The sequence below is a fragment of the Streptomyces sp. NPDC107454 genome, from assembly GCF_055582885.1.
This window is the reverse complement of record NZ_JBVJPA010000006.1, coordinates 1-12,694: the sequence shown is the minus strand read 5'-3', so window position 1 is coordinate 12,694 and position 12,694 is coordinate 1. Positions and strand designations below refer to the sequence as shown.

The following is a 12,694-nucleotide window of genomic DNA, read 5'->3' as shown; positions in this document are numbered from 1 at the left end:
GCCACGCCCCGCCCTCCACGGGCCGCGCCACACCGCGCCGCTACGGAGCGAGGGCTTTGCGCAGCCGCGCCTCGTCCACACGCCAGAAGGTGTGCTGCGCCCCGTCCACCAGCACCACGGGGATCTGCTCCCAGTAGGCACGGTGAAGCTCTTCATCCTCGGTGATGTCCTTGTGCTCCCAGGGGACCCCGAGATCCCCACACACCTTCTCCACCACTTCTTGTGCGTCATCACACAGATGACAACCAGGCTTCCTGATGAGCGTGACCAGCCGCTCCGAGGGTGCCTTCTGCGTCGTACGGCGCCCACCGCGCCGGAACATGGAACTCATACGGGTCATTCTCCCGCCACCCGCGCGGCCAGGAGATGCCGGTCGGACGACTTCTTTAACGGCTCGGTCGCAGAGAGTTCACAGCCTCGCATCCTCTCGACTCCGGAAGCTCCGAACAAACTGGCTATGCTCACGACATGGCCGCTCTCGGATGGCTCACTCCCCGTAGGCGCTCCGCCACCGCGCGGAGCGTGTTGGCAGGCGAGGCCTCGGCGGAGGCAGCGCGCAAGTCCTCCCAGGAACTGGAGGAACTAGCCCACGACGCCGCGCCCGACGCCGACGCGCCCGACCGGGAACCGGAGTTCCCGGTCCTCGGCGACGAGAAGGCCGCGGCCTTCTTCGACCTCGACAACACCGTGATGCAAGGCGCCGCCCTCTTCCACTTCGGCCGGGGCCTGTACAAACGGAAGTTCTTCGAGACCCGCGACCTCGCCCGATTCGCCTGGCAGCAGGCGTGGTTCAGGCTGGCCGGCGTCGAGGACCCGGAACACATGCAGGACGCCCGTGACTCGGCACTCTCGATCGTCAAGGGCCACCGGGTCGCGGAGCTGATGTCGATCGGCGAGGAGATCTACGACGAGTACATGGCCGAACGCATCTGGCCCGGTACGCGGGCCCTCGCCCAGGCCCACCTGGACGCGGGCCAGAAGGTCTGGCTGGTCACGGCGGCCCCCGTGGAGATCGCCACGGTGATCGCCCGCCGGCTGGGTCTGACCGGTGCGCTGGGCACGGTCGCGGAGTCGGTGGACGGCGTCTACACCGGCAAGCTGGTGGGCGAGCCCCTGCACGGCCCGGCGAAGGCGGAGGCGGTGCGCGCGCTGGCCACCGCCGAGGGCCTGGACCTGTCCCGCTGCGCCGCCTACAGCGACTCGCACAACGACATCCCCATGCTGTCGCTGGTCGGCCACCCCTACGCGATCAACCCGGACACGAAACTCCGCAAGCACGCTCGTACGTTCGAGTGGCGTCTGCGCGACTACCGCACGGCCCGCAAGGCCGCGAAGGTCGGCATCCCCGCCGCGGCCGGAGTCGGCGCCGTGGCCGGCGGCACGGCCGCCGCCATCGCCCTCCACCGCCGCCGCCGCTGACCCGCGGGGCGACGCCCCGGATCCCCCAGCCCCCGCCCCCCGGCCGCCCGACGTTCTTCGGCGACCGGCCGGTGGGGGCTGGTCGCGCAGTTCCCCGCACCCCCAAAAGCTCCAACCCGCCCGGCGGCCGACGGGGGGGCGGGGCGCGGGGAACCGCGCGCCGAGCCCCCACCCACCCGCGGAGCAAAACAGCCCAGGACACCCCGCCAGGAGCCGGGCCAATCCCCTGTCCTACCCCCGTGGCCCCCCACCCAGTCACGCCACCCCCCACACGGCCACAACACGCCCCGCACCCAGACGGAACCCGAACCCATCCGATCAACAACCGGTCACTGTCCGACACTTGATCAGGCGTCAATCGGTTACAGAAGCGACGTAATCGATGATTTGAGCAACTCGGTGTAGCGCTGCCTGTACGAAGCGTTATTCTCCTCAGACGCAAACCGGTACCTCTCCGTCGCTACGACGGGTGAACGGTCCCGCACTGCACGTGATGGAAGCTCTGCCTCTGGGAGTCCCGTGTACTCACACGTCGGGGTTGACGCCTCGGGCCTGGCTACGCTGCGCGCAACGGTCCTGGACCGCTTGCGCGGCTTCGTCCCCACCGCGTACGCCGTCCCCGCCCTCGCCGCCGTCCCCGCGCCCCTCGGCCCTTGCTACGCCCTGGCCGAGGGCAGCGCGGCGGTCGGCAGACGAGGCCGCTCGGGCTCGGCCGCCACGCCCACCGCACGCCGCCCGGCCGCAGACAGCGACAGCGCCCGGATGATGGATCTGGTCGAGCGCGCCCAGGCCGGCGAGGCCGACGCTTTCGGCCGCCTCTACGACCAGTACAGCGACACCGTGTACCGCTACATCTACTACCGCGTCGGCGGCAAGGCGACGGCCGAGGACCTCACCAGTGAGACGTTCCTGCGCGCCCTGCGCCGCATCGGAACGTTCACCTGGCAGGGCCGCGACTTCGGCGCCTGGCTGGTCACCATCGCCCGCAACCTGGTCGCGGACCACTTCAAATCGAGCCGATTCCGACTCGAAGTGACCACCGGCGAAATGCTCGACGCGAACGAGGTCGAGCGAAGCCCCGAGGACTCCGTCCTGGAGTCACTGTCGAACGCGGCCCTGCTCGACGCCGTACGACGGCTCAACCCCCAGCAGCAGGAGTGCGTGACCCTGCGCTTCCTGCAAGGGCTCTCGGTCGCCGAGACCGCCCGGGTGATGGGCAAGAACGAGGGCGCGATCAAGACCCTCCAGTACCGAGCCGTCCGCACCCTGGCACGGCTCCTGCCGGACGACGCCCGCTGAAACCCGTACGAATACCGGCCCGTACGAACGCCCCAGTGATCCCACACACTCAGCGACGCTCAACTCACCTTCCGTGAAAGTCCGTTGACTTCACGGTCCGATCATCCGTCGTCCGTAACCCAAGTGCCGCGACGCTCGTTGTGCGGGATACAGGCTCCCTGTGGTCACGACCCGGCCATCGCCGATCACTCGATCGTGTGGATGCGCTCGGGGCGTGCAACCCTCAGGACCCCCTGGGGAGTCGACCGTCTTGACGAGAGGAGGTGCCGCCAGTGATCGCGAACGTATCGGCACACCGGCGGGCGAACGCCTTCGCCCAGGCCCTGGAGGAGCAGTCCGACCAGGGCACGGCGGCCGAGCAGCCCGATGGATCGGCACCGTCCCAGGCTGCATCGGAACAGACCGAGCAGGGCCTGCTGTTGGCCCTCGCCACCGGTCTCGGCGAGCTGCGCAAACCGGAGCTGGACCCCGAGGTCAAGGTCGTGCAGCGAGCACAGCTCGTGGCAGCGATGGAGGCCATGCTGCTGGAAGGCACCGCCGCGGGGGGCGAAGGCCCGGACCGTTCCGTGCCCGAGCAGCGCTCGCACCGGGCACGGGGCGCACACCGGGCGACCGGATTGGGGAAGCTGCGACCGCGTTCGCGTTTGTCCAAGGGCCTGGCCGCGGGCGGGCTCACCGTGGGCGTGGCCGCGGGAGCCTTCGGCGGCGTGGCGGCCGCCAGTTCCGACGCCCTGCCCGGCGACTCGCTCTACGGGCTCAAACGAGGCATGGAGGACATCCAACTAGGGCTGGCCCACGGCGACAGCGACCGCGGCGAGCTCTACCTCGACCAGGCGTCCACACGCCTGAGCGAGGCACGCCGACTGATGGAGCGTGGCCGCTCGGGCGACCTCGACCACGAGTCCCTGGGCGAGATCCGCCGCGCCCTGTCGGGCATGCAGCACGACGCCTCCGAGGGCCACCGCCTGCTGTACGCGGCGTACGAGCGGGACGGTTCGCTGGGCCCCATCCAGGCCCTGTCCGCCTTCGCCCAGTCGCACCGAGAAGCCTGGGGCGCACTGCGCGACCGGCTGCCCGTCCAGCTCGGCGACGTCAGTCAGCAGGTCTCGTCGGTGTTCGCCGCCATAGACGAAGAGGTCGACCCGCTGCTCCCGGGAGCCCCGGCGAAGGAGGGCACGGGCCGTCACCGGGGTGCCAGTTCGGACGCCCCCGGCTCGTCGTCCGGTACGGACCGTCCGGCGCCCAGCGCCAGCAGCGGCTCCACCACCGGCAGCCACAGCAGCGGCAAGCCGAAGCCGTCCAGCTCCAGCAGCACCGGCGAGGGCCTGCTCGGCGGCACCACGGGCGGTCTCCTGGACCCGCCCAAGGACACCACCAGCTCGTCCCCGTCGGCCGGCAAGTCCAGCCCGACGAGCGGCGCGCCGGACGTCACCCTGCCCCCGCTGCTGCCCGGTCTCCTGCCGGGCCTGGGCATCGACAGCGAGGACAGCAGGTAATTCCGCTACGTGGCTGGGGGCGCCCTTCTCAGGAAGGGCGCCCCCAGCCACGTACGTCCATCGCCGACGGAACATCCGTCAGAAGAAGACCGACCGGCGCTGCACCAGCAGCTTGTACAGCGTGTGCTGGATCTGCTCCCTGACCTGGTCCGTCAGGTTGAACATCAGCATCGGGTCCTCGGCGGCCTCCGGCGGATAGCCGTCCGTGGGGATCGGCTCGCCGAACTGGATCGTCCACTTCGTGGGAAGCGGGACGGCGCCCAGCGGACCCAGCCACGGGAAGGTCGGCGTGATCGGGAAGTACGGGAAACCCAGCAGCCGCGCCAACGTCTTCGCGTTGCCGATCATCGGGTAGATCTCCTCCGCGCCGACGATCGAGCACGGAATGATCGGGACGCCCTGCCGCAGAGCCGTCGACACGAACCCGCCCCGGCCGAAGCGCTGAAGCTTGTAGCGCTCGCCGAACGGCTTGCCGATGCCCTTGAAGCCCTCCGGCATCACACCGACCAGCTCGCCGCGCTCCAGGAGCCGTTCGGCGTCCTCCGCGCACGCCAGGGTGTGCCCGGCCTTGCGGGCCAGCTCGTTGACCACCGGCAGCATGAAGACCAGGTCGGCCGCGAGAAGGCGCAGATGGCGGCTCTCGGGGTGGTTGTCGTGGACGGCGACCTGCATCATCAGGCCGTCCAGCGGGAGGGTGCCCGAGTGGTTGGCGACGATCAGCGCGCCGCCGTCGGTCGGGATGTTCTCGATGCCCTTCACCTCGACCCGGAAGTACTTCTCGTACAGCGGCCGGATCAGGGACATCAGGACCTGCTCGGTGAGCTCCTGGTCGTACCCGAAGTCGTCGATCTCGTAGTCACCGGTGAGGCGCCGGCGCAGGAAGGCGAGGCCACCGGCGACGCGCCGTTCCAGCCCGCCGCTCACCCGCGCCTGCGATGCCGACGGCGCGTTGTCCGGCGTCGACGGCTGAGACGGCTGCTCCTCACGCGTCACAGGAACATCATCCTGCGGGAAGGTCCGGCCGGGCAGGGGCTGGACCTCACGTACCACCACGGGATCGCCCTTGCGCCGGCTCCCCGCGGCCCGCCGCCGCGGCGGGCGCTGCACAGCACCCCCGCGCGACCGGTCGTCGTCGAACGGAATGACCTTGGCGTCCGCCATCGTCGATGCGCTCCTCAGTTGGCGCTCAGTGTCGGGGGGTGGCCGCCGCCCACGTAACGCAGCGCGGCGATCCGGTCGACGGCCCCCGCGAGGGCCTCGGGGGGCAGGAGTCCGGGCCCCCGGCTGCGTGCGAAGTCCGCGAAGGTCTCCGCGGTCGAGTATCTCGGTTTGTAGCCCAGCGTCTCGCGCATCTGGTTCGTCGACACGACCCTGCCGTGGGTGAGCAGCCGCAGCTGCTCCGGCGAGAAGTCCGTCACGCCCAGGGTACGCACCGCCGTGCCCGCCCAGCTGAGCGCCGGCAGCAGCAGAGGCACCGTGGGGCGGCCCAGGCGTCGAGCGCACTGCGAGAGCAACAGGACGCCGTCTCCGGCGATGTTGAAGGTGCCGCTGTTGAGCGTGCCGCGCTGTGGATCGTGCGAGGCGAGCCGCAGGACCTCGATCACGTCGTCCTCGTGCACGAACTGCAGCCGCGGGTCATAGCCGAAGACGGTCGGCAGCACCGGCAGCGCGAAGTACGAGGCGAGCGGCGAGTCGGCGCTCGGCCCGAGGATGTTCGCGAACCGCAGCACACACACGGCGACGTCGGGCCGCCGCCGCGCGAAGCCACGCACATACCCCTCGACCTCCACCGTGTCCTTCGCGAAGCCGCCGCTGGGCAGCGACTTGGGCGGGGTGGTCTCGGTGAACACGGCCGGATCTCGCGGCGCGGACCCGTAGACGTTCGTACTGGACTTCACGACGAGCCGCTTGACCGACGGGGACTTCTGGCAGGCGCCCAGCACCTGCATGGTGCCGATGACGTTGGTCTCCTTGACCGTCGTCCGGCTGCCGCCGCCCAGCGCGATGCCCGTCACGTCCATGTGGACGACCGTGTCGACGGAGTGCTCGGCAAGCACGCGGGCGATCGTGGGCTGGCGGATGTCGGCCTGGACGAACTCGGCCTCGCCCAGATGATGCTCGGGCAGCACCGCGTCCACGGCGATCACCCGGTCCACCTGAGGGTCACGCTGGATCCGTCGTACGAACCGGCCTCCCAGCTGACGGGCCACTCCGGTGACGAGCACGACCTTCCCCAAGATCAGCGCCTCTCTTCCCGTTCTGGACGTGAGCCGACGTAGCTCTGCTCGTACCCTGCCGTGTTCCCCGTGTGCCGCCAACCTAGCGGGTTGATGTTGCGCTGTGATGACCACCCGATGCACGAAGTGACGACAGCCACGAACATACGATCAGACCAAGCCACACGGCACATGGGCGTATGCACAGCATCGCCCTCCAGGGCCCCAGCGCAGGAGACGCGCGCCGCTCCCCACGGAAAGTACCCGCTCTGGGCGAAAGCCGCCGCGACGGCGGAGGCCGGTACGCCGGGAGCCTGGCCGGAAAACGGCTGTGGCCCCCCACCGGCCGGTGGGGGGCCACAGAGCGCGCCGTTCGCAGCGCTCGCACAAGCGTAAGGACGAGCCCCGGCGATGCGGGGCACGGTCCTACTTCTTGTTGCGACGCTGAACGCGAGTGCGCTTGAGCAGCTTGCGGTGCTTCTTCTTGGCCATCCGCTTGCGCCGCTTCTTGATAACAGAGCCCACGACTACCCTCGCTCACTTCTCTTTACTCGGTGCTGGGCTGCATGGGCCCACACGACCTATGAGGGGCCAGCCTACCCGTCCGAGCGCTGAGGTCGTAATCGAGGGGATCCGAGTGGATTCCCGAGGCGACCACAAGGGCCTCTCGGGAACCCCTCGAAGCAATCGTCAGGCTGTCTCCACCCCCACATAGCTCTCGCGGAGGTACTCGTGAACCGCTTGCTCCGGCACCCGGAAGGACCTCCCCACCCGGATCGCCGGCAGATGACCGCTGTGCACCAAGCGGTACACGGTCATCTTCGACACTCGCATCACCGAGGCGACTTCCGCCACGGTAAGGAACTGAACCTCGTTCAGAGGCCTCTCGCCAGCTGCAGCCATGACACACCTGAACCTTCCGCACTCGACGGCCACCGGCTTCCCCTTCCGGTGACTCTTCGTCGTTGCGTGCTCACTCCCCAATGTAGGGGCGGGTGATGCGAGTGGGGAAGAGGAGATGGCATCGGCCGCCTACTGTGACAGACACGCTCGATTGAGTACATAGCGAGTAAGCGGTCGGTAGTAATCAGACCGCACAGCGTCATCAAGCGGAACGACGACGGACACCCGCCCCTCTGCCTCTCCGACGAAGAGCGCAGGATCGTCCGTATCGGCGAGCCCCATGGCCTCGAACCCCAGCTGACCTGCTCCGCAGACCCAGCCGTGGTCCCCGATGACGAGTTCCGGGAGCGGTCCGCCACCCTCCGCGGCGGCCGCCAGAACGGTCCGAACCGGCAGCGGTGAGTGGGTATGTGCGCCGGTCGCACCACCGGGGGCTTGCGCCCGGGGTTCGCGTACCAGCGCGACACCTTGTACGTAGTCAAGGTTGTACGTGCGTAGGCCGAACCGGGTCGTTATGTCGACAGAGCTACCCTGCGCGGGGGTGAGGACGGTACATCCCGCCGCCGACAGGGCGTCCGCAAGGGCGGCGTAGAAACCGAGCAGACGGTGCGGGTGGCCGGTCCCGAGGAGTACCGGTTCGCGCTTGCGGGCCGCCGTTCCGAGTCGCGCCGCGAAGGAATCGAGCGCGACCAGAGTCCGCTCAGGGTCGATCACATCATGCCCACTCGTGCACGCCGGATCGGCCGAAACTCCACACTTGTCGGCCATCAACTCGATCAGGTCCCGCTGCTCCCACGTCCACTCGGGATCGAGCCCGAGCAGTACCCGGGGATCGCGGGCCGCGAAGAGCCGATAGCTCCGCAGACTCTCCTCACGCGAGGTGGCAACGGGCCCGGCCAACCGGGCCGCCAGCAGGTGCGCACGTAATGCTCCGGTGCTCAACACGACAGCGATGCTGACGCACATACCCCCTCTTCGCCCCGAATTTCCCGAAAACGCCCCACAGTTGGCGTAATGCACACTCTTTCCCCCTATCCCCCGACACCCCCCAACCGACCTGAGAGACCGAACGCACCAGCCCCCGGACCGAAGCCCCAGCCGGGCCACGAGAGCCCCGTCCTCGGCGGGGCTCTGCCGAGGACGGGGTTCGGGGGTGCGGGGGGGGGCTACCCCGCAGGGGGTGCGGGGGCGGAGCCCCTGGGGATGGGTCGGGTAGGGGCGGCGGGGGCGAAGAAAGGTCAGGGCAAGAGGCCCCGTAGGGGGAACACCGCGCGGCGCGTCGCAACGATCGCCTGGTCGAGACGGTCGGCCGGGTCGTACCCGGACTCCCACCCCTGCCAGGACACGGGCCACCGCCCGTCCGTCATCCGCACGGGCGCCAACTGCCGCGTACGAGCGAAGACCTCCTGCCGCCAGCTCTCGGGAATCACCGTCTCGGGATCGATGGGCCGCCCCGCCGCGACGGCGACCAGATGCGTCCACGACCGCGGCACGACGTCCACGACCGCGTACCCGCCGCCACCCAACGCGACCCACCGCCCGTCGGCGTACTCGTGCGCCAGGTCGTGGCAGGCGACCTGCACGGCCCGCTGTGCGTCGAGCGAGACGGCGAGATGAGCGAGCGGGTCCTCGAAGTGGGTGTCGGCACCGTGCTGGGTGACAAGCACCTGCGGCCGAAACTCGGCGACGAGCTCAGGCACCACGGAGTGGAACGCCCGCAGCCACCCCGCGTCCCCGGTCCCGGCCGGCAGCGCGACATTGACGGCGGAGCCCTCCGCCGAGGAGGCCCCCGTCTCCTCCGGCCACCCGGTCTGCGGGAACAGCGTCCGCGGATGCTCGTGCAGCGAGATCGTCAGAACCCGGGGGTCCTCCCAGAACGCCGTCTGCACCCCGTCCCCGTGGTGCACATCGACATCCACGTACGCGACCCGCTCGGCCCCCAGCTCCAGCAGCCGCGCGATCGCGAGCGAGGCGTCGTTGTAGATGCAGAACCCGGACGCCCCACCCGGCATCGCATGGTGCAGCCCACCCGCGAAGTTCACCGCGTGCAGCGCGTCCCCGTGCCACACCGCCTCCGCCGCCCCGACCGACTGCCCGGCGATCATCGCCGACACCTCGTGCATTCCCGCGAAGGCGGGATCGTCCATGGTCCCCAGCCCGTACGAGGCATCCGCGGCCCCCGGATCCACCGACGCGGCCTTGACCGCCTCGACATAGTCCTCACGATGCACGAGCCGCAGCGTCGACTCCCCGGCCGGCTTCGCCGCGACGACATCCACCTCCCGATCGAGCCCGAAGGCATCGACCAGTCGCCGGGTCAGCGCCAGCCGGACCGGATCCATCGGATGGTCCGGGCCGAAGTCATAGCCCGTTACTGCCTCGTCCCACATCAGCTGTGCGCGGCCGCTCATGCCCGTCACCGTATCGGTCCGGTTCGGGCGCGAACGAGCGGGCGTACCCCAAGGTCGCCAGGACCAACACCATCGGAACAAGCATGGCGCCCCGGTAGTTCCAGGCGTCGCCCAACGCCCCCACCAACGGCGAACCGATCAAGAACCCGACGTAATTGAAGATGTTCAGCCGAGCGATGGCAGCGTCCGAAGCCCCGGGAAACAAGCGCCCGGCCGCCGCGAACGTCTGCGGCACCAGCACACACAACCCCAGCCCCAGCAACGTGAACCCGAGCATCCCGACCCACGCCCCGGGCGCCACCGCCACCACCCCGAACCCCAGCGCCGCCACGACCGCCCCCAGCCGTACGACGGCCACCGCCCCGAACCGCCGCACCCCGAAGTCCCCGACGGCCCGTCCCACCAGCGTCATCACCATGTAGACGTTGTAGGGAACGGTCGCCAACTGCTCCGAACTGCCCAGCACGTCCTGCAGATACTTCGCACTCCAGTTGGAGACCGTCGAGTCCCCGATGTACGCGAACGTCATCACCAGACACAGCGGCAACAGCAGCCTGAAGACCAGGGCCCCGCTCTCTCCCCGCCCCTTCCCGGCCGCGGCATCGACATCGCCACCGGTATCGGCTTCGACGTCGGCAGCGGCCTCAGGACCAGAGGCGGCGCCCCCGTCGACGTACCACCGACTCCCCACGAACGCCGCCGGCAGCAGCACGAGCACCACCGGCAGATAGGACACGAAGAGCGAGAGATGCCAGTGCGCCCCCACCCACGCGAGCGAGGCGCCCACGATCCCGCCCAGGCTGTACGTGGCGTGGAAACCGAGCATGATGCTGCGCCCGTACGTCCGCTGGAGGCTCACCCCGAGCATGTTCATGGACGCGTCGAGCGCGCCGACCGCGAGCCCGAAGGCGCCGAGCGCGACCGCCAGTTCGACCAGCCGGTCCCCCGACCCGACCCCGAGCAGCGCCAGGAGCACAACGGGCTGGGACCAGCGCAGCAGCCGACTGGGCCGTATTCGCTTCACCAACTGCTCGGTCGTCACGCTGCCGACCCCGGCGAGGATCGGCACGGCGGCCAGGAACGCGGGCAGCAGCGCGTCGGAGACGCCGTACCGGTCCTGGATGGCCGGAATGCGCGTCACGAGCAGAGCGAAGGTGGCGCCCTGAGCGAAGAAGCTGAACGCCAAGGAGGCCCTACCGCGCCGCAGCACATCTGTCATGGCGGCGAGCGTAGGGCCCCGGCATACCGGTGGGTAGATCCAGTCGAAGATGAATTTTGCTCAACTCTTCGGCTGGACGGTCCCGGCCACCTCGTTCTCCAGCAGCTTCTCCATCGGCACGACCGCCAGCCGCCCACTGACCAGGATGGCCACCGCGATCGAACCGACCATCACGACCGTGCCCAGCCAGACCATCGTGTCGACCGGCAGGGTGTACGCGCCCACGACCCTCGCGACGCACTCCGCGAGCAGCACCACGCCCCAGACCAGGGAGAAGGCCCGCTCGGCCTTCCGGAACGGCTCGGAGCCGGCCGCCAGCCGGTCCCACGCGGCGTTCTTTGCCGCGTCGCCCTTGATGAGGAACGGCTTCATGCCCGCCGTCATCATCGGCCTGCCGAGCTTCACGGAGACCAGGATGCCGATGCCGATCGCGCTGCTGACCCCGCTGTCCTTGGCCAGCATCAGCCGCGGGTCACCAGCGACGAGGCTGAGGGCCAGCCCGACGACGTTGACGAACAGGATCAGCCCGGCCAGGGCGTTGGCCTTGCGCTCCTTCACCGCGCCCCACACGGTCCGCACCGCAGGCACCACACTGCTCCAGCCCAGGGCCGCCATGGTGCTCATGCCGAACCCGTTCTTGAGGAGGTAGTACGACCCGACGGGCACCGCCACGTCGAGGATCAGCGGAAGGAAGCTGGGCCTGGCGGCGGCATCGGCGCTCGTGGCGGCCGGCGCCTCGACCGTGGTCGCTCCCGTGCTGGTCTCGATGGCCGTGATGCTCATGATCGGGTCCCTCCGTCGTCGCTGTGTACGTCCCGTTCCGATGTACTCAGCTTCGCGGTCGGACCCCACTCGCCAACAGAAACGATCGTCCGGAGCTCGGCGTGACAAATGTCAGTGCTCCGCGATGGGTGCCGTCATACGAGCAGGTCAGCCAACTCGCCCAGTTCGGAGAAGAGTTGAGTGGCACCGGTGAGCTTGGCGGCCGGCGTCATCGCCGTGAACCCGTACACGTCCATCCCCGCTGCGTTCGCCGCCCGCACCCCGAGCGGACTGTCCTCCACGACGACACACCGCTCCGGCGCCACACCCATCCGCTCGGCCGCGTAGAGGAACAGATCGGGTGCCGGCTTGCCCCGCCCCACATCCTGCGAACTGAAGACACGCCCCTCGTCGAACCATCGGTCCAGCCCGGTCTTCCGATGCCCCACCCGGATCCGCTCATGGCTCCCGGAGGAGGCCACGCAGTACGGGACCTCGTCCGCGGCCAGCTTCTCCAACAACTGCACGGCACCGGGAACGGGTTGCAGCTCCCGCTCGAAGGCGGCGAACACCCGCCCGTGAAAGACGTCGTCGAAGTCCTCCGGCAGCCGCTGCCCACTCCGCTCCTGGACGAGCTCGTGGATGCGGTGCATGGCGGACCCCATGTAGTCCCGGATGGACTCCTCGTACGAGGTCGGGTGCCCGAGTTCGGTGAGATAGGCGGCCAGGATCGTGTTGGAGATCGGCTCACTGTCCACGAGGACGCCGTCATTGTCGAAGATCACCAAGTCATAGCGCATGACAAAACACTAGACCCCTGAACGCAGAAAACCCCCGTACCGATTTCCCGGTACGGGGGTTCTCCCTACAATTAGTTCGGCGGCGTCCTACTCTCCCACAGGGTCCCCCCTGCAGTACCATCGGCGCTGTGAGGCTTAGCTTCCGGGTTCGGAATGTAACCGGGCGTTT

The 12,694-nt window shown here is 69.2% G+C and carries 13 protein-coding genes and 1 rRNA gene; 3 read left to right on the top strand and 11 right to left on the bottom strand.

Annotated features, from left to right (window positions below; all coding sequences use genetic code 11):
* Window positions 1-40 precede the first annotated feature (40 nt).
* The gene (locus tag ACZ69M_RS15680; RefSeq protein ID WP_075033738.1) at window positions 41-340 is read right to left on the bottom strand and encodes a glutaredoxin family protein; all 300 of its coding nucleotides are present in this window, start codon (window positions 338-340) and stop codon (window positions 41-43) included.
* A 128-nt stretch (window positions 341-468) separates the two neighbouring features.
* Between ACZ69M_RS15680 and ACZ69M_RS15675 the strand changes: the two genes are divergently transcribed.
* The 3 genes from ACZ69M_RS15675 to ACZ69M_RS15665 all read left to right on the top strand — a co-directional run bounded on the left by ACZ69M_RS15675 (window position 469) and on the right by ACZ69M_RS15665 (window position 4,214).
* Window positions 469-1,419: an HAD family hydrolase gene (locus tag ACZ69M_RS15675; protein WP_075033739.1), complete on the top strand. Its 951-nt coding sequence runs from the start codon at window positions 469-471 to the stop codon at window positions 1,417-1,419.
* 519 nt (window positions 1,420-1,938) lie between these two features.
* Window positions 1,939-2,718, top strand: coding sequence for an ECF subfamily RNA polymerase sigma factor, BldN family (locus ACZ69M_RS15670; RefSeq protein WP_054230018.1), 780 nt, complete (start codon window positions 1,939-1,941; stop codon window positions 2,716-2,718).
* A gap of 272 nt (window positions 2,719-2,990) precedes the next feature.
* Entirely contained in the window at window positions 2,991-4,214 is a 1,224-nt protein-coding gene (locus ACZ69M_RS15665) for a DUF5667 domain-containing protein (RefSeq protein ID WP_470050204.1), read from the top strand.
* 78 nt (window positions 4,215-4,292) lie between these two features.
* Here ACZ69M_RS15665 and ACZ69M_RS15660 read toward each other — a convergent pair whose 3' ends face one another.
* The 10 genes from ACZ69M_RS15660 to rrf form a co-directional block, all read right to left on the bottom strand.
* Entirely contained in the window at window positions 4,293-5,375 is a 1,083-nt protein-coding gene (locus ACZ69M_RS15660; protein WP_470050202.1) for a lysophospholipid acyltransferase family protein, read from the bottom strand.
* Window positions 5,376-5,389: 14 nt separating this feature from the next.
* The gene (locus ACZ69M_RS15655; RefSeq protein ID WP_352046261.1) at window positions 5,390-6,451 is read right to left on the bottom strand and encodes an NAD-dependent epimerase/dehydratase family protein; all 1,062 of its coding nucleotides are present in this window, start codon (window positions 6,449-6,451) and stop codon (window positions 5,390-5,392) included.
* Between the two features lie 405 nt (window positions 6,452-6,856).
* Entirely contained in the window at window positions 6,857-6,955 is a 99-nt protein-coding gene (locus ACZ69M_RS15650; protein ID WP_003948845.1) for a 30S ribosomal protein bS22, read from the bottom strand.
* A 165-nt stretch (window positions 6,956-7,120) separates the two neighbouring features.
* A complete protein-coding gene (locus ACZ69M_RS15645; protein ID WP_004984898.1) occupies window positions 7,121-7,333 on the bottom strand; it encodes a helix-turn-helix domain-containing protein in 213 nt (70 codons plus the stop codon).
* A gap of 129 nt (window positions 7,334-7,462) precedes the next feature.
* Window positions 7,463-8,278, bottom strand: a complete 816-nt coding sequence (locus tag ACZ69M_RS15640; protein ID WP_470050935.1) for a phosphatase — start codon at window positions 8,276-8,278, stop codon at window positions 7,463-7,465.
* Window positions 8,279-8,571: 293 nt separating this feature from the next.
* Window positions 8,572-9,744 carry an acetoin utilization protein AcuC gene (locus ACZ69M_RS15635; RefSeq protein ID WP_470050200.1) on the bottom strand — a complete coding sequence of 391 codons (1,173 nt, stop codon included), beginning with the start codon at window positions 9,742-9,744 and terminating at the stop codon, window positions 8,572-8,574.
* On the bottom strand, window positions 9,695-10,963 hold the full coding sequence (locus ACZ69M_RS15630; RefSeq protein WP_470050198.1) for an MFS transporter: 1,269 nt from the start codon (window positions 10,961-10,963) through the stop codon (window positions 9,695-9,697). Before ACZ69M_RS15630 ends, ACZ69M_RS15635 begins: the two co-directional genes overlap by 50 nt.
* Before the next feature lie 60 nt (window positions 10,964-11,023).
* The gene (locus ACZ69M_RS15625; protein ID WP_470050196.1) at window positions 11,024-11,746 is read right to left on the bottom strand and encodes a VC0807 family protein; all 723 of its coding nucleotides are present in this window, start codon (window positions 11,744-11,746) and stop codon (window positions 11,024-11,026) included.
* Between the two features lie 134 nt (window positions 11,747-11,880).
* Complete coding sequence (locus ACZ69M_RS15620) at window positions 11,881-12,525, bottom strand: HAD family hydrolase (protein WP_095853261.1); 645 nt, start codon at window positions 12,523-12,525, stop codon at window positions 11,881-11,883.
* 74 nt (window positions 12,526-12,599) lie between these two features.
* A 5S ribosomal RNA gene (gene rrf, locus ACZ69M_RS15615) occupies window positions 12,600-12,694 on the bottom strand; the annotation flags it as partial.

Coding starts and splice junctions, on each gene's coding strand:
- ACZ69M_RS15630 (WP_470050198.1), bottom strand. CDS start 10,963: ATGACAGATGTGCTGCGGCGCGGTAGGGCCTCCTTGGCGTTCAGCTTC.
- ACZ69M_RS15625 (WP_470050196.1), bottom strand. CDS start 11,746: ATGAGCATCACGGCCATCGAGACCAGCACGGGAGCGACCACGGTCGAG.
- ACZ69M_RS15660 (WP_470050202.1), bottom strand. CDS start 5,375: ATGGCGGACGCCAAGGTCATTCCGTTCGACGACGACCGGTCGCGCGGG.
- ACZ69M_RS15635 (WP_470050200.1), bottom strand. CDS start 9,744: ATGAGCGGCCGCGCACAGCTGATGTGGGACGAGGCAGTAACGGGCTAT.
- ACZ69M_RS15645 (WP_004984898.1), bottom strand. CDS start 7,333: ATGGCTGCAGCTGGCGAGAGGCCTCTGAACGAGGTTCAGTTCCTTACC.
- ACZ69M_RS15620 (WP_095853261.1), bottom strand. CDS start 12,525: ATGCGCTATGACTTGGTGATCTTCGACAATGACGGCGTCCTCGTGGAC.
- ACZ69M_RS15680 (WP_075033738.1), bottom strand. CDS start 340: ATGACCCGTATGAGTTCCATGTTCCGGCGCGGTGGGCGCCGTACGACG.
- ACZ69M_RS15675 (WP_075033739.1), top strand. CDS start 469: ATGGCCGCTCTCGGATGGCTCACTCCCCGTAGGCGCTCCGCCACCGCG.